Source organism: Brevibacillus sp. FSL L8-0520 (genome assembly GCF_037963895.1).
Classification (GTDB): Bacteria; Bacillota; Bacilli; order Brevibacillales; family Brevibacillaceae; genus Brevibacillus; species Brevibacillus borstelensis.
Map to the genome: position 1 here is coordinate 576617 of NZ_CP150171.1, position 17846 is coordinate 594462.

At 52.0% G+C, this 17846-nt stretch carries 16 protein-coding genes; 11 read left to right on the top strand and 5 right to left on the bottom strand.

The window, feature by feature from the left end:
* Positions 1–2 precede the first annotated feature (2 nt).
* Positions 3–284, bottom strand: coding sequence for a hypothetical protein (locus NSQ24_RS03200; protein WP_003389884.1), 282 nt, complete (start codon positions 282–284; stop codon positions 3–5).
* Between the two features lie 224 nt (positions 285–508).
* Between NSQ24_RS03200 and NSQ24_RS03205 the strand changes: the two genes are divergently transcribed.
* From NSQ24_RS03205 to NSQ24_RS03220, 4 genes are read left to right on the top strand one after another with little or no spacing between them, the layout of a single operon-like run.
* Complete coding sequence (locus tag NSQ24_RS03205) at positions 509–1108, top strand: helix-turn-helix domain-containing protein (RefSeq protein ID WP_024983330.1); 600 nt, start codon at positions 509–511, stop codon at positions 1106–1108.
* On the top strand, positions 1105–1359 hold the full coding sequence (locus NSQ24_RS03210; protein ID WP_003389882.1) for a hypothetical protein: 255 nt from the start codon (positions 1105–1107) through the stop codon (positions 1357–1359). Before NSQ24_RS03205 ends, NSQ24_RS03210 begins: the two co-directional genes overlap by 4 nt.
* A 48-nt stretch (positions 1360–1407) precedes the next feature.
* Positions 1408–1989, top strand: a complete 582-nt coding sequence (gene clpP / locus NSQ24_RS03215; protein WP_003389881.1) for an ATP-dependent Clp endopeptidase proteolytic subunit ClpP — start codon at positions 1408–1410, stop codon at positions 1987–1989.
* Between the two features lie 19 nt (positions 1990–2008).
* Positions 2009–3031 carry an NAD-dependent epimerase/dehydratase family protein gene (locus NSQ24_RS03220; protein ID WP_339167230.1) on the top strand — a complete coding sequence of 341 codons (1023 nt, stop codon included), beginning with the start codon at positions 2009–2011 and terminating at the stop codon, positions 3029–3031.
* Between the two features lie 140 nt (positions 3032–3171).
* Here NSQ24_RS03220 and NSQ24_RS03225 read toward each other — a convergent pair whose 3' ends face one another.
* Positions 3172–6324, bottom strand: a complete 3153-nt coding sequence (locus tag NSQ24_RS03225) for a S8 family serine peptidase (RefSeq protein ID WP_003389879.1) — start codon at positions 6322–6324, stop codon at positions 3172–3174.
* A 191-nt stretch (positions 6325–6515) separates the two neighbouring features.
* Positions 6516–8168, bottom strand: coding sequence for a DUF6583 family protein (locus NSQ24_RS03230; protein WP_003389877.1), 1653 nt, complete (start codon positions 8166–8168; stop codon positions 6516–6518).
* A gap of 493 nt (positions 8169–8661) precedes the next feature.
* Here NSQ24_RS03230 and NSQ24_RS03235 point away from each other — a divergent pair, with 493 nt between their 5' ends.
* The 5 genes from NSQ24_RS03235 (at position 8662) to NSQ24_RS03255 (ending at position 14103) form a co-directional block, all read left to right on the top strand.
* Positions 8662–9561 carry a LysR family transcriptional regulator gene (locus NSQ24_RS03235; protein ID WP_024983336.1) on the top strand — a complete coding sequence of 300 codons (900 nt, stop codon included), beginning with the start codon at positions 8662–8664 and terminating at the stop codon, positions 9559–9561.
* 135 nt (positions 9562–9696) lie between these two features.
* Positions 9697–10773, top strand: a complete 1077-nt coding sequence (locus tag NSQ24_RS03240) for a DUF418 domain-containing protein (protein ID WP_339167232.1) — start codon at positions 9697–9699, stop codon at positions 10771–10773.
* A gap of 101 nt (positions 10774–10874) precedes the next feature.
* Positions 10875–11975 (top strand): citrate synthase/methylcitrate synthase, encoded by a 1101-nt coding sequence (locus NSQ24_RS03245; protein ID WP_339167234.1) that lies wholly within the window; start codon positions 10875–10877, stop codon positions 11973–11975.
* Positions 11976–12182: 207 nt separating this feature from the next.
* Positions 12183–12845 (top strand): hypothetical protein, encoded by a 663-nt coding sequence (locus tag NSQ24_RS03250; RefSeq protein ID WP_024983338.1) that lies wholly within the window; start codon positions 12183–12185, stop codon positions 12843–12845.
* A 235-nt stretch (positions 12846–13080) separates the two neighbouring features.
* Positions 13081–14103 carry an NADH:flavin oxidoreductase/NADH oxidase gene (locus tag NSQ24_RS03255; RefSeq protein WP_003389870.1) on the top strand — a complete coding sequence of 341 codons (1023 nt, stop codon included), beginning with the start codon at positions 13081–13083 and terminating at the stop codon, positions 14101–14103.
* A 154-nt stretch (positions 14104–14257) separates the two neighbouring features.
* Here NSQ24_RS03255 and NSQ24_RS03260 read toward each other — a convergent pair whose 3' ends face one another.
* Complete coding sequence (locus NSQ24_RS03260) at positions 14258–15703, bottom strand: IS1182 family transposase (RefSeq protein ID WP_024985259.1); 1446 nt, start codon at positions 15701–15703, stop codon at positions 14258–14260.
* Positions 15704–16423: 720 nt separating this feature from the next.
* On the opposite strand from NSQ24_RS03260, the gene NSQ24_RS03265 reads away from it, so the two are divergent.
* Together NSQ24_RS03265 and NSQ24_RS03270 are read left to right on the top strand one after the other, a co-directional pair.
* Positions 16424–16693 (top strand): DUF2325 domain-containing protein, encoded by a 270-nt coding sequence (locus NSQ24_RS03265; protein ID WP_024983340.1) that lies wholly within the window; start codon positions 16424–16426, stop codon positions 16691–16693.
* A gap of 141 nt (positions 16694–16834) precedes the next feature.
* On the top strand, positions 16835–17047 hold the full coding sequence (locus tag NSQ24_RS03270; RefSeq protein WP_024983341.1) for a YezD family protein: 213 nt from the start codon (positions 16835–16837) through the stop codon (positions 17045–17047).
* Between the two features lie 264 nt (positions 17048–17311).
* Here the strand turns inward: NSQ24_RS03270 and NSQ24_RS03275 are convergent, their stop codons facing one another.
* Complete coding sequence (locus tag NSQ24_RS03275) at positions 17312–17797, bottom strand: hypothetical protein (protein WP_122958070.1); 486 nt, start codon at positions 17795–17797, stop codon at positions 17312–17314.
* Between the last annotated feature and the right edge of the window lie 49 nt (positions 17798–17846).

The following is a 17846-nucleotide window of genomic DNA, read 5'->3' on the forward strand; positions in this document are numbered from 1 at the left end:
GATCATGCCGGAAACAGGAGTGCCGAGCCGTCGTTGTCGCTGTCTGCATACCGCAAGCGTCGCAGAATCAGTCTGCGCTGCGGCTGCCTTGCCGCCGTCGGATACGTCTCGACCAAGCAACGATTGATAGAAGGTTCGTAAGTATCGCTAGAACGCCAGCCATTAGGCAATCTCTGCGGACGACACCAGTTCTGTATGTAGGAAACAGAGGTGTAGCAGCCCGCGAACAAGGCGAGCAAGGCGAAGAAATCATCCAGCGAAAACAGAAGAATCAGATCTTCCATCGGTGATTTCCCCCCTTTTGATTGGCGCTGGCAAGAACCTCGGTTCTTGGTACCCCATATTGTAACTCCGTTCCGGGAGTGGGTGCAACCCACAAAATCTGGAGCAGCTTTATCACTGGCTGATACATGGATTGCAAAAAAAGGCCTTTCCACCATTTGACAAAAGGGAGATTCACGTAATAAAATATTTTTACGTGAACAATAAGTTTTCCGAGGTGTATATAATGGATCAACAAGTATTGGAAACGTATGTCGTCGAGTCGCCGGATCAGGCCATGGCTCTGCTCAATCCGCTGCGGGCGGAAATCCTCGGCCGATTGACCGAACCTGCCTCCGCGGCCGAACTGGCCCGCGGGATCAACGAAATCCCCCAACGGGTCAATTACCATCTCAAGGCGCTGGAAAAGGTCGGTTTGGTACGTCGGGTCGGTACGCGGCAGGTGAGAAATCTGGTAGAGGTGCTGTACCAGGCTATCGCCCGGACCTACATTTTGTCGGAGACGCTTAACTGGCCGAAAGAGACCGTCGACCGGATCAAGGATCAAGGGTCGCTGTCCCATCTGATCACGGCCGCCGAACGGATTAAGCGGGATGCCCTTACACTCCTGGAGAGATCGGATCAGCAGGAGGAGGTCCCGAGTGCGACGGTCGATACCAGTATCCGGCTGGCAACAAAGGAGCAGCGCAGCGCTTTTGTGCAGGAGTACGTGCAGTTGGTAAGCCAGCTTGTCGAGAAATATCAAGCACATGACGAGACAGAGGAAGCGTATCAAGTTGTGCTGGCTGTTTATCCCCAAATCGCCCAAGGAGGAGAAGAGAAATGATGCCGGTAATGAAAAAGCAAGCAGTAGTCATTTGGGAAAGTGATGTCAGGCAGCAGGATCGTTCGGTCATTCCCTTTCCTACGCGTGAGAGCGGCCGTGGAACAGTGGAGCAGGAAGCGACGGTAACCAGTTGGACAGTCGGGCCCAAAGAGAATCCCGCTACTGTCACCATCGTGTCGTCCGGATTTGAAGCGGCCGAGCGCAAACAGGCAGCCCCTCAGGCTATGCTGGGCAGGAGAGCTGCCGCGTAACTCTTCGTTGTGTGGAAATGAGTAAACAAGAAGACAGGAGGCATGAACATGAATCTGATACCGGTTGTAGTGGAGCAAACCAGCTATGGAGAGCGTTCTTACGATATTTACTCCCGTCTGTTAAAAGACCGGATCATCTTTTTGGGCAGCGCAATCGACGATCAAGTAGCCAATGCGGTAGTCGCCCAAATGCTGTTTCTGACAGCGGAGGACCCGGAAAAGGATATTCATCTGTACATCAATTCCCCGGGGGGCTCTATCACGGCGGGGATGGCCATTTACGATACGATGCAATTCATTAAGCCTGCGGTTTCTACGATATGCATCGGGTCTGCCGCCTCGATGGGTTCTTTCCTGCTGCTGGCAGGAGCTCCGGGTAAACGCTACGCCCTGCCCAATGCGGAGATCATGATTCATCAGCCGTGGGGCGGGAGCCAGGGACAGGCAAGCGACATCAAAATCCAGGCAGATCGAATTCTGAACCATCGCCGCTTGCTGTTTGAGATTATCGCAAAGCGGACCGGGCAGCCGGTTGAAAAAGTGGAACGGGATGCCGACCGCGATTATTTCATGACCGCAGAGGAAGCAAGAGCGTACGGAATTGTCGACAAGGTGATCGAAAAACTGTAGCGCGGGGGAGAGATGGGAGATGAAAGTCCTGGTGCTGGGAGGGACTCGTTTTATCGGCCCGCATGTGGTCAGACAGCTTGTCTCGGCCGGTCACGAAGTAGCGGTGTTCAACCGCGGCGAGTTGAAAGCAGATGGTGGATTTCCTGATGAGGTCAGACGAATCATCGGGGACCGAGTGCAGCTGCAAAGCTATCGCCAGCAGTTTGCCGAGTATCAGGCAGATGTCGTGATTGACATGTTTCCTTATACCGAGTCCGATGCGACGAGTATGATGACTGTTTTCGACGGAATTGCCGATCGTGTCGTAGCGATCAGCAGCTGTGATGTATACAGGGCGTTTCAGATCCTGAACCGGATCGAGGACGGCCCTGTCGAGCGCGGGCTGCTGACGGAGGAGTCGCCGCTGGGCGAGAAGCGGTATCCGTTCCGCGGCATGAGAGAAGACAGACAGGATTACGACAAGGTGCTCGTAGAAAGGGTCGTCATGAGCAGCCCCAGCCTGCCGGGAACAGTACTCCGCCTGCCGATGGTATACGGCCCCGGAGACTATCAAAACCGCATGTATCCGTATCTGAAGCCGATGCTGGACGGCAGACGGTACATCCTGCTGGAGGAGGGGCTGGACAATTGGCGCTGGACCCGCGGATACGTGGAGGATGTGGCGGCAGCCATCGTTTTGGCAGCGGAGGACGATCGGGCAAAGGGGGAAATCTTCAACCTCGGGGAGTCGGACAGCTACTCGCTGCGTGACTGGATCATGGGCATCGCGGCACAAGTTGGCTGGCAGGGGAGTATCGTAACGGCAGCTCCCGACATGCTGCCCCCCTCCATGCAACTGGGGATAGAGACCAGCCAACACATCGAGATCGATACGGGGAAGATTCGCCGTCTGCTCGGTTTTTCCGAAAAAGTTTCACGCGCAGAAGCTTTTGCCCGGACGATCGCCTGGGAATCCTCCCATCCTCCCGCAGCAGGGGGACCAGACTCACGTTTATATGCGATTGAAGATGAGATTCTCACTGCTTTGGGGAAACTTGCGTAGAGGGAAATGATGGCGATTATCGTGGAGGGTGAAGATCTCCAACCCTCCATGGGCAGCAGGGAATAAACGGATGAAACAATAGAGAAGGGCTTCCCCGTCCAGTAGGTTCCTACTTTTCGGGGACAGCCCTTCTTGCGGTGTTATCGCGATTCTTCTCCAGCTTCCAGCTTCACTTTTACTTTCACTTTTTCAGTTTGATCCGGGTTGTCTTTGGATGCAATCGTAACCCAGAGTGTGACGGTTTCATTGCCTTCTTCCGGCAATGCAAGCAGTACGCCCGCATTGTCGATCAGCTCGGGATGGGAGCTTTCGGTGACGGCATAGGTCACTGCATCAGAGTCTTCCGGCAGTTCCAGAACAGCCTCGCCTACTTTGTCAGTATTGACGACATTGCCTTCAAATTCCTCAGCCGCTTGCTTCAGGCTATCGTCGTTCTTCTCCGTTGTCCGCTTGCCTTTTTCCGTTTCGTTGATTTCCAGCTTGAACGACTTCCAGATCTCATACGTTTCGACGACCTGTTCGCCTCTCGGCAGATCAGGGTCGACTACTTGTGCCACCAGGCGCAGCTTGTAGACGCCTGGATCCAGCTTCTTCGGTATGAGAGAACCGTTCACGTACGTGCCGTCGATGTTGGAGAAGGTGATCGGGCCGGGAGCAAATGGTTTGTAATCGTTAAACAGAGCAGCCATCGTACCGATGTACGTGTCATCCATGCTCCAGGCTTCCAGCTCGATCACATTGACGCCTTCAGCCTGGAGCAATGCTTCTACAGTGATCGTATCGTTTTCGCCGTCACCGTCCGGAGACAGGATGGCGCTGGACAGCTTCATATTGTCGAGGCCAAAGTGGGTATCCTCCGGCTTGTCGCCCACGTGGATGACGAACGGAAGATGGAGCTTGGGAATGCTGCGATCGGAGCTGCGCAGGACAACTTCACCTTCGTACACGCCTTCCTCCGCATCCTCCTGCGGCTCTACAGTCAGGGTAAAGGTTTCGATCTCGCCGCCGTCTACGGTGATATTCTTGGTCGACAGCTTGACATCGATGTTGTTCGGGTCCGGTGTATCCTTTGGACGATAAGGATCGGTGGTTACCGAGCTGTGCATGTTGACCTCGGCTCTGTAGCTCACTTCTTTATCGGACGTGTTCTTGACTTGCAGCGTTTGCGAAACAGGCTTGCTGCCTGCTTTCAGCAGACCGAAGCTGTAGTTGGAGCCGTTGTATTCGATCGTCTCCGCTTCAAAATCTTCGTTTAAGATGGTGAGCTGCTCTACTGTCTGCAGCAGGGCAGGAGTTTTCATCGCCGCAAATCCATCGACGCGGCCTGCTCCCTGGGAGTAGACATCGTAGAGAACATCCTCTTCCTCATACAGCGGCTTTGCCGTATTGGACAGAGCGGCTTTTACGTCAAAGGGAGTCCATTCCGGATGGGCCTCCTTCAACAGGAGAGCAAGGCCGGCAACGTGCGGGGTCGCCATGCTGGTTCCGTTGGAGCGAGCGTATGCCTTCTCGTAGCTGGCACCGTCGATCAGCTTGGACCATGCCGGATAAGCGGACAGAATGGAAACCCCTGGGGCGCCTACATCCGGCTTGATCGAGTAATTGTCGCCAAGCACGGGACCGCGGGAGCTGAAGCTGGCTACCTTGTCTCCATTGTCACTGGTGGTCGGATAGTCGCTGGAGAAGGTAAGGGTGACAGGGCTGGACGGATTGTTCAGGAGCTGCAAGGCGAGAGCCCGTCCTTCCGTTCCCTTCATGTCAAAGGTAGGGATAGCATCCATCTGGTCGCCCAGTATGGTGTCCACATAACCGCCGCGATCTTCCGGCGGGAGATTGAGGTCTGCCTGTCCATCGCCGTCTTTGTCGTTTCCATTAAAGACGATTACCGCTACAGCGCCAGCCTTTTTCGCGTTGATGATTTTGTCAGTGAAGGCGAGGGTGCCGCGGGACACGAGAGCGACCTTGCCAGCTACGTCTACCTTCTCAAAATCTTGAACCGAGCCCAGGTTGGCGTACACGACAGGGAGCGGATTTGTGCCGATCAGCTCGCTGAAATTGTCTTCCCTGATCTGCCAGGCCATGACGTGGAATTGGTAGTCTTGGCCGAGAGATGAGCTGGCGGAAGCGTCGTACAGAATGCTTGGAGAATTCACTGCCGCGACAGAGATCGGCAGCTTCGCTCCTGCCGGGGAGCCGGCCGTGTAGTAAAATCTGCCCGGCTCGTCGGAGGCGGCATTGCCGTTGGCTACTACAGTGATGACGCCTGCGCGCATCGCGTTGTTGACCGCAATCGAGTCGGGGGAGTCGGCATTCTTTTCGATGTCTGCCCCGAGTGACAGGTTGATTACGTCCATGCCGTCTCTCACCGCTTTTTCGATACCGTCGATCACCTGTGCGGAGCTGCCGCCTTTTCGTCCGAGTACCCGGTACACGTAGAGATCGGCCTCATAGGCGATCCCCTTTACCTGCACATCGGACGTTTTGTTCTTGGCGCGGCCCACAATCGTCCCGGAGACGTGCGTACCGTGCGAGGAGCCCTCGTAGCCGCCTTCGCCTTTTGCATCGTCATCGGGCGAGATGGGCGCCTCTTCATACGGGTCCTTGTCATTGTCGTAGGAGTCGTAGCCGCCTTTGTAGGCATCCTTCAGGTCAGGATGCAGATAGTCGACACCTGTATCGATGACACCGACCTTCAACCCTTTTCCGGTGAGACCTGCATCCCACATATCCAGGACGCCAATCTGCTTGAGGGGAGCGATATCGTACTTGAATTCGCGGCCATTCATCGCGTCAAGCTCGACATCGGGGATGGTGTAGATCGTGTTTTCATAAACTGCTTTTACCTGCGGCAGGCTGGCCAGACTCTCGATTTCGTTGGCAGGCAGCGTCATTTCCATCCCGTTGAAGACATGTGAAAAAGTGCGTTCTACATGTAGATCGATATTTTTCTTGCGCGCTTCCTTCAAGAAGGAGGTTTGTTCGCGGGAGACACGCGATTCAGCCGAGCGCGTGGCAGAAGAGCGCGAACCGCGTTTGTAGGACGCTTCGCTCGCGGCAGGTTCTCCTTGCAGCTGCACGATGACGCTTACCTCTTTCCGCGATGTTGTGTTCAGGCGGGGAGAGATTTTGGCTGTTGCTGCTCCCTGCTCCACTACTGCATTGGTGACGCTGTTCAGCTTTGACAGCTCCCGTTTGCTCAGATCCTCGGAAGCGTAGACACCGCCGGGAGCAACGCTGAACAATAAGGCTGCGGAGAGGGATAAGGGAATGAACGATTTCGCTTGTTTTTTCACACATTCTCCTCCTGTCATTTGATAGAATTCTAAATATTGGTAATTATTCGTCTGGAGAAACTGTATTCCTTCAAAGGAAAAGTAATTTTTTATATTCATTGCAAGGTTTTGCCATTTTTTTATCGACAAAAAAACCTCTTTCTTCAAAAGAAAGAGGTTTTTTGTCGAATCATCCGAACGAAAGCCCGGGTTTATTGCATAGGAGGCATGAACTCTTGGAACAGCTCCATGTTTTTCATCATAAACTGTTGGGCAGCAGTGCCTACTTCCTGCTGAATCTGCATCATTTCTTCTTCTGTCACAGTCGCGACGTTGACCGCATTGTCAGCGCTCAAGCTCGGCATGGTAATTGCCTTGCCGAATTCTTCCTTGAACTTGAGGTTCATGCTCAAGCTCTTTGGCATGTCAGGAGTGGATTGTTCAAAGTTCACCTTGAACGTGCCGTCAGTATCGCGTCCGTTTTCTGTTTTGGTTACGGCTGATGTCACTTGGCCGGTCAGGGAGATCGTCTCTGGATCAGAATCGGACTTGGCTTTCAGCGTGAAGTCGTACGTGCCGTTTTCCTTGTCGGCTTGCTTCGTTGTCTCGAATTTGGTTGTCAAGTCGAGCAATACGTCCGGCTGGGCGTCAAACAGGAAAGCTACCGTTCCTGTTGTTTTGTCGCCTTGTTTGTTTGCTTTGTAGCTGAGGGTCATTTCGCCTTTTTCGCCGCCATCCTCAACGAACAGGGAGTAGCGTTGGTACGTGTCTGCTCCGTTTTTGAAGCCTACGCTGGACCAGATGTTTTGTTCTTTCTGGTTCTCTTCGACAAATACCAGCTTGCGGGAAAGAATCTGATGGTCTCCATCTACGAGAACGATCATTTTCAGCTGTTCTTTGGAGTTTTTTGTATCTTTCAGATCCTTCAGTGCATCGTCGAAAGCTTTTTCGTATTCCTTCTTGAACTCATCCTTGGAAAGCTCCTGTACGTCAGGGTATCCGCTGTCGATGAGCAGTGTTGATACGTTGTGGTAGCGGTTGTAGATCAGGTCGAACAGCTTTTCATCCGCTTTTGCCTTTTCGGCCATTTTCGTAAACAGCGCTTTCGCTTCCTCGGCGTTGAAGGTGACAGTGATTTCGCGTGCGTCTGTCTTGTAGCCTTCCTCGGAGAAAGAGGCGTTTTTGTTCATCGCGATCTGGGAGTCTTTCAAGCTTTCAGCGTACATCAGCGCATACGGAGCGAAAATGCTGGATACCTCTTCGCGGCTGAATTTGATCGCTTCATACATATCTTTGTTGGTAACCAGGCGCTTCGGCAGCTCTTCGCCGAGCTTTTCCTTGATCACATCGCGGTCTTTCAAATCAACATAGCCGTACTTGGGGTAGAAGTCAGGGAAACGGAAGCCCATCTTCGTATCGTCGACAAAATACTCCATGTTGATCAGCTTGTTGTCTTTGAGATGGATTTCAAAGTTGCCGGACTGCTGCCGCTTTTGTTCATCCGCATTCGCTTCAACGACAAGCTTGGCGCTCTTCAACAGGTCCAAAACCTTTTGAGCCTGCGGGTCCGGAATATCTGCGTCAATGTTGAATTGGCTCAGTTCCATCGTGGAGTGAACAGGCTTCTCCAGGTAAGGCTTGATATATTTTTCGTATTCTCCAAAGGACTGGGAGGCATCGTCTGCCAGTTGCTTGACATTGTTGGCCTCTGCCTCTAAATAAATCGTTTTGGCACTTTTGAACAGGTCCAGCTTGGCGTACGCAGTACCCAATCCGCCTAGAATCGCAACCCCGACTGCACCGGCGATCAGCAGCGCCTTTTTCGAGCTTTTGCGAGGCGGGGTCACGTTTGTGGTGGTCTCCATTTTCTTCCTCCTCAAATATTTTCTCTCTGTAGGGGCAAAAAAAGACGTTTCTCGCCCCGATTTCGTATTGTACCACATAAAGAGGGCAAAGATGTCGAAAATTGGTAATATGTTTAAAAAAGAGGAAGATGGAACCAGGAGAAAAGGGGGGGTATCCTGTCCGTTGGCTGGATTTCCTGTCGTGTTTCGTGATAATGGTAGACAAGAGAACGGCTGACAAGACGGCAAAAGTCCCGGATATTTCCGGTCGGTGGACACTGCCTGTGACAAATGTGGCGATGGCTTGCGCAAAAAAAGAGTCTTCCCTTCCTGTACGCCTGTCTGCATGGCAAAATAAGAAGTGCCGAGCCTAAAGCAAGTAGCAGGTGCTTCGCAATATTGGCAGCAGCATGGGGACGTTTTTCTTTGCGATATAGAATAGAATGGTGAGAACCCGGTACGACCCGATCATATATACAAGGGTCAAGCCTGCAAGGATAAAGGAGGGGGACCTTTGGATTTTCGCGTTTTGCAGACGTTTGTGATGGCTGCAACCACAGAGAATTTCCATCAGACCGCGGAGGCGTTGTTTATCGCGCAGCCAACAGTCAGCCAACATATTCGCATTCTCGAGACCGAACTGGGGTTGAAGCTGTTTGAACGCGTCGGAAAGCGGGTCCGCTTGACGCCCGCAGGCAAGCGCTACCTGCCGCACGCAAGAGGACTATTGGAGCAGTGGCATCACGGATTGGAAGATCTGATGGCGTGGCGGCAGGGCTACCGCGAGAAGCTTCAATTGGCTGTCTCGCCGATCATTGCCCGAACCCGGTTGTCCCATTTGATTCATCGCTACACCAAGCTTTATCCGGATGTGGACTTGTCGATCAAGCTGGCTGATTCCGTCGAGATTGGGCCATTCGTTCAGAGTGGACAGGCTGATATCGGATTGACGCGAATGATTCCGGGTGAGCTGCAGCTTTCCGCCTACAAACTGTACGAAGACCCGGTCGTATTTGCCGTGCCGCATTACGGTGGAGACATGGAGGCACCGCTGCCTGACTGGGAGCAGGAGCTGCAAACGAAGCGACTGTTGACCCACAATCACCCCGGCTACTGGGACGATCTGCTTTTGCTGCTCAGACAGCGGGGCTTGTCGCTTCGGACCATGGCCGTTTCCCAGGTCGATATTACCAAATGGTTTATTGAAGAAGGTCTCGGGGTTTCCTTTTTGCCACGGTCAGCGATCAGCCGGGAGCTGTTTGAGAACCGCTTTATCGAGCTGCCTACTCCCGGGCTGACTGTTCCCAGTGCGGCTTCCTACCTGCTCGTTCCGAAAACAGGCTTGAGCGAGGCCGCACAGCACTTTGTCGATATTTTGGAGGCCTTGTACTCACCGATGGAGACTGTGCATTAGCGTGCCCCGGTAGAGAAAAACGAACAGAGATTACAAAGCTGTAAGCAAACTGTAAGGAATATCGCTGGAACAGCTTTCTTTTCTTTTAGTATACTCCTTTTTGTTTAGTGTGATTAAACAAAGGGGTTGAAACCAATGGGGGCGGAACCCATCGCTAAAAGAGATCGGATCTTTTCCATCGACATCGTCAGGGGGATTGCTCTGTTTGGCATTTTGATCGTAAACATGCCCTCTTTTCTTATTTATACGGAAGAGATGCCGATGCCGGAAGAGACGGGGATTAATGCGCTTTTGAGACTGCTGTACGATGTAATGATTCAGACCAAGTTCTATAGTATTTTTTCATTCCTGTTCGGCCTGGGATTTTTTATTTTCATGTCTCGTGCTGAGCAGCGGAGGGACAAAGTGTATTGGCGCTTTACCCGGAGGCTGCTGGCCCTGCTTTTGATTGGTATTGTGCATATGGTGATTTGGTTTGGGGACATTCTGACCGCTTATGCTGTCATCGGATTTTTGTTGATACCGTTTTATCGGAGAAAGACATCAACCATCCTGGCTTGGGCGGGAGGCACAGGGCTTCTGTACACGGCGGCAAAGGCGATCGTGCTTTGGCAAACGCTGTCGGGCGTGGAAATAAACACCTGGGCAAGCGCTATTGGCAGCGACATTCTCGCCATTTTCACGATGTTCCTGCTGGGCTTGTATGCAGGGAAACGAGGCCTGATCAGTGCTGTGGCTACGCACGTTAAGCTTTTGAAAAGCGTCTGTCTGACCGCACTGGTGCTAAGCATTCCAGTAGAATGCGCCATGATTTGGACTTATGTACATCCGGGAGAAACGATGGACGCTGCCCGTGAAATTATGGTCAATCTGGGAACCCTGCCGACTGCCTTGTTTTTTATTGCGGGCCTGTTTGTTCTGTTGACGAAAGAAAGGATCCAGCGCGTGCTGCGACCTTTTGGGTACGCAGGTCAAATGGCGTTGAGCAACTATCTCGGGCAGACATTTCTCGTGATGACGATCATTCATTTCTTCCACATCCAGCCGATGCCGCTTGTTCAGTGGCTGTACCTGGCTATCGGCATCTATGTCTTTCAGTTGGTCGCAAGCACGATCTGGATGAGATATTTCGAACGAGGTCCGATGGAAACCGTCTGGCGCTTCATGACGTATGGGCGTCGAAGGACAAAGCCGGCGACGCCTGCCAATTGATTGCAGAAAGTGATCAAAACCCCTGATTTCTTCTATTTCCCTTTGTGTTTTTTAATCGATATACTTAAGGGAAAGATACGGAGAAAAAAGGAGTGGTGATCATGACAACACATACGTTAGCAATCGGTTTAGACGGGATTGCCGTAGCCGAAACGGATTTAAGTCTGGTGGATGGCCAAAACGGACTCCTGGTTTACCGCGGCCACTGGGCGCGGGATCTGGCGATTCATCACACCTTTGAGGAAGTCGCTCACCTGCTCTGGTACGGGCACCTGCCGAGCGCACAGGAGCTTGCCGAGCTGCAAGACAAAATGAGGGCCAACCGGGAACTGCCTGCACATGTAAAAGGCATTCTCGATCTGATACCTGCGGATGTCGATATGATGAGTGTGCTGAGGACCGGCGTCTCTGCGCTGGCTGCTCCCGATCACGCATGGCCGCCAAGCCTCGATCAGGTGATTTCTCTGACCGCGAAAATGCCGACAATCATCGCTCACCGCTTTGCCCGCCTGGCTGGACGCGAACCGCTCAATCCCCGCCAGGACCTGAATCATACAGCCAACTACCTGTATATGCTGAAAGGTCAGGAGCCGAGTCCGGCGCATGTCCGGGCCCTGGATGCCTACCTGATCCTCACCCAGGAGCATGGCATGAACGCATCGACATTCTCCGGACGAGTCGTCGCCTCGACTCAATCGGACCTGATCTCTTCGATCACAGCGGCAATCGGCGCATTGAAAGGACCGCTGCATGGCGGCGCTCCTTCTGAAGTAACGGAAATGATCGAAGCCATCGGCACGAAGGAAAACGCAGAGCCTTGGCTCCGCGCCAAGCTGGAAAACGGCGAGCGTTTGATGGGCTTTGGCCATCGCGTTTACAAGACAATCGATCCACGGGCGACAGCGCTTCGCGTGGTAGCTTCCCAGCTCTCTGCCGACGATCCGTGGTTTGACCTGGCGACCCACGTGGAACAAGTCGGCTTGAAGCTTTTGGACGAATATAAACCGGGCCGCAAGCTGCATACCAACGTAGAGTTTTTTGCCGCAGCAGTGATGCGTGCCGTGGGCCTGGATGACTTCCTGTTCACGCCGACCTTCGCCGTGAGCCGTGTGGTAGGCTGGAGCGCTCACGTCCTGGAGCAGGCGAGCAACAACCGGATTATCCGCCCGCAGTCCAACTATATCGGTTCCATGCCGGAATAAAGGAAATAGGAAAAGTTTTTGACGACCCCCGAAAGGCGGCCATACAGGTTGCCCAAGGGGGTTTTTTCGCTTCCTGTAACGAAGAATCTGCTCTTCGAAGAGCTTCAATGGAAGCTTTCTTTATGTTTGTCTATGATATTTATTTACAGAAAATAGTGAATTCAGCTCGGATGGCGTATAATGAAGGGGAGGCGGAAGGGGGTTGTCATGAAACAGATTGCATACCTAATAGTGGCTATCGCAATTCTAACGGGCTGTACCACAGAGAAGACGCAGCCTCAGGATGTGTTTGATCAAAGGACCGCATCCGTCCAGGGACAGCAGGAAGCAAAGGAAACACCCGTACCGGATACTGCTAAGCCGGGTGCCAATCCAGAGCAGGGCACGGGGGCTGCCGCAGCCGGCAGCGAACCTGGTCAAATTGAAAATGCAGCAACGGGACTATTTGATATTACATTAATTGCGGGCAAGACGGAAGAAGAGGTTTCCGCAGTACTGGGGACACCGATTCAATCCGAGAATGGCGAAAGGATACTGACGTCCACAGAAAAGCAGATGCCGTACAGACAAAATGATTATACGGTTGGAATCGGGACGATCAGCGTCATATTTATGGACGGGAAAGCCGTGCGGATTAAGCTGTCGATAGAGAAGGGAGCGCCTTACAAATATCCGGATGATATCATGAAGGTGATGGGAGCGTTGGGGCTGACGGTCAATTCGGCAGGCGTGCCGGCAAAAAAGGACGCCGTCTCCGCTTCCTTTACATATGTGGACGGCTTTTATCTGCTTGAGATGAAAAGCGACTCTCCTGACAATCCAGGCCACCTCGGCGAGGTTGTTCTCATTACAGAAGATCTGTATGAATGAGGAGCACTGGACTGCCCGCAAGTCGGAACGCTTCGGCTTGTGGGCTTTTGTTTTTCTTGATTGGAGGAAAATGGCGGGCCATCAGAGAATGGCGGAAGGCCGCACCAGTTGTATCGGGTGTCTCCTCCTGTCAAAACTGCAACGAAAGTGTCAAGAAGCTTTGCCAATCGGGGGCGCTTTTGAGATGATAAACGTACCGAAAGAAAAGGAAGGAGCTGGAGCTAACAGTATGGCTATGATCAAGCTGGATTCCCCATTTCAGTACAAAGGGTTGTCGCTCAAAAACCGTATCGTCATGCCCCCGATGTGCCAGTATTCCGTAGAGGCCAAGGACGGCGCGCCGAACGATTGGCATTTCGTCCACTACGTATCCCGGGCTGTCGGCGGTACCGGACTGATCATCATGGAAATGACCGATGTGGACCCGGACGGGCGGATTACCGATTACGATCTCGGCCTGTGGTCTGACGAGCAAGTTCCCGCCTTCGCAAGAATCATCTCCGAAGTGCAGAAATACGGAACGAAGATCGGCATCCAGATCGCTCATGCTGGACGCAAGGCACAGGATGCGGAAGTGCCTGTCGCACCGTCGCCTATCGCATTCAGCGATCAGTTCAAGACGCCGCGTGCCCTCACCACGGACGAGGTGAAGGAAATGGTCGGGCTGTTCCGCGATGCAGCGCGGCGGGCTGTCGAAGCTGGCGTAGACACCATCGAGCTGCACGGGGCGCACGGCTATTTGATCCACCAGTTCCACTCCCCGGCTACCAACAAGCGGAGCGACGAGTACGGCCAGGACCCCGCGCTGTTCGGCATCGAAGTCATCCAGGCTGTCAAAAGCGTGCTGCCGCCGGAAATGCCGCTGATCATGCGGATATCGGCAGTCGAGTATATCGACGGCGGCTACGGATTGGAATACAGCACCGAGCTTTGCCGGCGTTACCGGGAGGCGGGCGTGGACATCTTCCACATCACCAGCGGCGGAGAAGGCCCGATCGGTTCGGGTGGCCGCCCCGGCATCCATCCCGGCTACCAGGTCCCGATGGCCCGTGCGATCAAGGAAGCGCTTGACGTCCCGGTCATCGCCGTAGGCATCCTCGACGACCCCCATCTTGCCGCAGCGACGCTGGGCAACGGTGACGCCGATCTGGTCGCCGTCGGCCGCGCTATGCTCCGCGACCCGTACTGGGCGCTGCACGCGATCAAGCAGCTAAACGGCGAACTCGTGCCTCCAAAGCAATACGGACGGGCTTTTTAAGGAATGCTGTTTTGTCTCAGTTAGATAAACAAAGCAAAAACGATTGGCGTGACCGACCCGTTGCGATATCGGAACGAAGCTTTGTTTCCACAAGCAGATGAATAAAAGTCTAAAGAAACAAGAAGCAAGGAAAGGCCTTCCCAATAAGAAGGTCTCAGGTTGCAGACAAACTCCCTCGCTGAACGAACAGCAGAGGGAGTTTGTTTAATAATTTGATGAAAATACCGAAGGTGTTTTGATCGTTCACCTTTTGGCGACCTGATTTCCATAGCCAGGTCGCCATTTTTTTCAAGTTCATGGCAGCGAAAACAAGCATCGCCTGCATCGTGACCTTCTCCAGTCCTCGTAAGGTCGTCCAACGCATGCCATGCTTTTCCTTCATATCAGCGAATACACGTTCAATCGTTTCTTTCCGTTTGCTATAGATTTGTTTGTTTTCCTCGGTATGCCGGAGGTGGTCTACCTCTTCGAGGTAATCAGCCCAGATGTGGCGACTCACTCTCTTTGTGTAGTCTTTACTTTCCGTGCATTGTTTCAAGAACGGACAACTTCGGCAAACTTGAGAATTTGATCGATAGATACGGTACCCATCCTTGTTTGTTGTCTCATATGTTAAGATTTGCTCGTTCGGGCAGATGTAGCAGTCGAAATATTCATCATACACATATTCGTGCTTTTTAAAAAAACCTTCTTTGGTGCGTGGTCTTGTGTAGGGCATAACGGGGCGAATCTGGTCATCAAGGAGTGTTTTACTGATGTAAGGCGTCTTGTATCCCGAGTCCACTGCCACAGCTTGAGGCTGTGCAAACGTCTTTCGCACTTGATTCAAAACATCCTCAAAAACCTGACTGTCATGCACATTGCCTGGCGTTACCTTGGCACCAAGCACAAATCCATTTCGATCACATGCTGTATGAAAACTATAAGCAAATACACGTTCCTTTTCCCCTTTTACAAACAATCCGCAATCCGGGTCAGTTGTGCTGACTTTCACCTCCTTCTTCGAAGTTTCTGTCTTTTTTTCAAGGGGCTTCTTTCCATGTGCAATACGATCCTGATTGATTTCTTCGTCCAGCAGCTCTTGATATTTCTTCGCTTGTTCTTCAACGATTTCTTTCACGTATTTATGCTTATTCGCACTGGCTTTTACATGCGTAGCATCAATGAAAAGCACATCAGGCTTCACGAATCCATGATGAACCGCCTCCTCCAATATTCGAAGGAAGATCGACTCGAAGAGTTGAGTATCCCGAAAACGGCGAACATAGTTCTTGCCTAGGGTCGTGAAATGGGGAATGGGCTGACTGAAATCATAGCCAATAAACCACCGATAGGCAACATTGGTTTCGATCTCTTTAATCGTTTGTCGCATGGAACGAATTCCAAAAATATATTGGATGAAAGCAATTTTAACTAAGACTACAGGGTCAACACTGGGTCTGCCATTGTCATGACAGTAGAGGCTTTCCACCAAGTCATAGATGAACGAAAAGTCGATTGCATTTTCAATTTTTCTTACGAGATGATCTTCTGGCACCAACTCATCTAGCGAGAATGCAGATATCTGATAACGCCCTTCGGCCTCTTGCTTATTAAGCATAATGCCACCTCTAAAAAATAACTTTTGAAAACGTAACATGTTCTATATTCAACAAAAAAGCCTGCAGACCCTGTTCCTTACGGAACTTTGTCTACAGGCTGAGGCCTTCCCAATAAGAAGGTCTTTCTTTTTTGCGTCTTCCTTGATTCTCCTTCTAAAAATACCGGTAAAAACGAAAAGCTGTAGAGATGAAACAGGGAGAAAACAGCGAAGGTCTTTGGGACACCGCCCAGGCTCCATTCCAAAAGCGGAAGCTGCCCTTAGCGTCCAACTCTGAATCGCATCTTTGAAAATACTGCTTTTGGACGCGGCTTCCGCTTTTGAAATGGGGCCGGCCAGTACAGCCCCCCAGCAAGTGTCCCACCGAACCTGAAGTGTTTTCTCCCTGTTTCATCTCCTCCACTATCGCGCGAACACCCACCATTTTTAAAAGCACGAAACAACGATGAATTGCAATTAATTACCAGCGGAAACAGTTCACACCACAAACAGCCGTTGACAGGCAACAACGAACTTTTTATAATGATGTAAAAACCTATAAAAATACTTGGAATTACGCGCGAACACTGCGAAACCGACTGGACAACTGGAGGTTTCCCCGCAACCAAGGGGCTCTGCTTGTCTTTTGACGATCAGGAATACACGAGAACAGCAAGCGAACAGAAATCACGAACGGATTGTACGGTATTGAAAAAAGGAAAAGGTCTGGAGGGAGAAGCGATGTCAGCAGTTTTGGTCATTGGCGGAGACCGCTTGGGCAATATCACCGATGTGCTCCACGGACGCGGTTACCGGCAAATTTATCACGTCACGGGACGCAAACATTCCCAGTACAAAGTGAACATCCCCGCTGATACGAAAATGATCGTAGTGTTTACGGATTTCGTCAATCACAATCTGTCTTGTCACGTAAAGAGCCAGGCGAAAGCCAAAAAGCTTCCGATTGTCTTTTGCAGACGCTCGTGTACGATGATGGAAAAGGTGTTGTAGTACTTTTTTGGCCTTTAAATCCGACTTATATGATATGAATAATGCAGATTATTCATTTCTTTAATCGCGCCAGGTCCGGATAACCCGCGACCATGCAATCGAGAAAGCAAATCAAATCGGGCATAAACAGGAGTGGAACGTATGTCGAACAAAGGACATGGAAAATCCGTTGACACCCGTCTGGAGATGATTTTGCAAGCTCTTGAGGGGCTGGAGTACGGGACGCTGAACATCATCGTGCACGAATCGCAGATCACCCAGATCGAGCGGACCGAGAAAAAGCGGTTTCCGCTGGAAAAAACGGCCACGCCCAAGGAGAGGCTGCCGGTCGGACGCACACGGCAAGGCGGGTGATTCGCACAATCGAAAGAAAGCTTCCTTACATACAAAAACATAGGCAGGATAGCTCTGCTTCTTGGCTAAGAAATGAGCTATCTTTTTTTGTTCTCGTCCGCAGTGGTAATATGTGGCAACCTGTGTCAGGAAGGAGCCATACCGTGATCATCGCCAAACAAGTATCTTACGTAAATGGGCTGCATTATACGATTCGATCCGCCGTCCATTCCCGTGGAAAACCGCCCAGTCTCTACAGCCACCACCGTGTCTGAGAAATAAGCTTCACATCAGATTTCTCATCGGCGCCCAGCGCTTCCGCTTCACGCATTCGGTCGACCACATCCCCGCAGCCGGGAACGATGGCAATGCACTGAATCTTCTCTCGCTGTTTCCCTCAAAGTCAACGCAGGAGATGGCGAAAATCGATGTTAAACGATCGATTAAACACGGGGTATCCGTCTCTTTTACCCGGCAAATCATGCCGACATGCCCGTTTCCTTCCCGCCAGAAAGGCTGCATAGTTTGGGCTTCCAACGCTTCCATGATCGCACCGCCAGTACTGATGGGCCGGCTGGTGTCCATGGGCAAGTGACAGGTAAAGACCGAGAGCTGCTTCTTGCGGATTGCCTGCAAGAGCTCGGGGCGGATCGGGAGAAAGCTTCTTCCCCACACCCCGCGAGGATCGCCGCATTCCATCAGGAGCGCATGGGATTTTAGATAGAAAAAGGGAACGGCGAGGTGGATGGCGTGCCCGTATTTGTGAGCCATGACGGCAAGGGACAGGATCGCGTTTTGTTTCGGAAGGAATTCCGGTAGC

Excerpts from the sequence above, each read along its gene's own strand:
- NSQ24_RS03220 (WP_339167230.1), top strand. The coding sequence starts at position 2,009 with ATGAAAGTCCTGGTGCTGGGAGGGACTCGTTTTATCGGCCCGCATGTG.
- NSQ24_RS03205 (WP_024983330.1), top strand. The coding sequence starts at position 509 with ATGGATCAACAAGTATTGGAAACGTATGTCGTCGAGTCGCCGGATCAG.
- NSQ24_RS03270 (WP_024983341.1), top strand. The coding sequence starts at position 16,835 with ATGTCGAACAAAGGACATGGAAAATCCGTTGACACCCGTCTGGAGATG.
- NSQ24_RS03240 (WP_339167232.1), top strand. The coding sequence starts at position 9,697 with ATGGGGGCGGAACCCATCGCTAAAAGAGATCGGATCTTTTCCATCGAC.
- NSQ24_RS03200 (WP_003389884.1), bottom strand. The coding sequence starts at position 284 with ATGGAAGATCTGATTCTTCTGTTTTCGCTGGATGATTTCTTCGCCTTG.
- clpP (WP_003389881.1), top strand. The coding sequence starts at position 1,408 with ATGAATCTGATACCGGTTGTAGTGGAGCAAACCAGCTATGGAGAGCGT.
- NSQ24_RS03245 (WP_339167234.1), top strand. The coding sequence starts at position 10,875 with ATGACAACACATACGTTAGCAATCGGTTTAGACGGGATTGCCGTAGCC.
- NSQ24_RS03250 (WP_024983338.1), top strand. The coding sequence starts at position 12,183 with ATGAAACAGATTGCATACCTAATAGTGGCTATCGCAATTCTAACGGGC.
- NSQ24_RS03275 (WP_122958070.1), bottom strand. The coding sequence starts at position 17,797 with ATGGCTCACAAATACGGGCACGCCATCCACCTCGCCGTTCCCTTTTTC.
- NSQ24_RS03255 (WP_003389870.1), top strand. The coding sequence starts at position 13,081 with ATGATCAAGCTGGATTCCCCATTTCAGTACAAAGGGTTGTCGCTCAAA.
- NSQ24_RS03210 (WP_003389882.1), top strand. The coding sequence starts at position 1,105 with ATGATGCCGGTAATGAAAAAGCAAGCAGTAGTCATTTGGGAAAGTGAT.
- NSQ24_RS03230 (WP_003389877.1), bottom strand. The coding sequence starts at position 8,168 with ATGGAGACCACCACAAACGTGACCCCGCCTCGCAAAAGCTCGAAAAAG.
- NSQ24_RS03265 (WP_024983340.1), top strand. The coding sequence starts at position 16,424 with ATGTCAGCAGTTTTGGTCATTGGCGGAGACCGCTTGGGCAATATCACC.
- NSQ24_RS03260 (WP_024985259.1), bottom strand. The coding sequence starts at position 15,703 with ATGCTTAATAAGCAAGAGGCCGAAGGGCGTTATCAGATATCTGCATTC.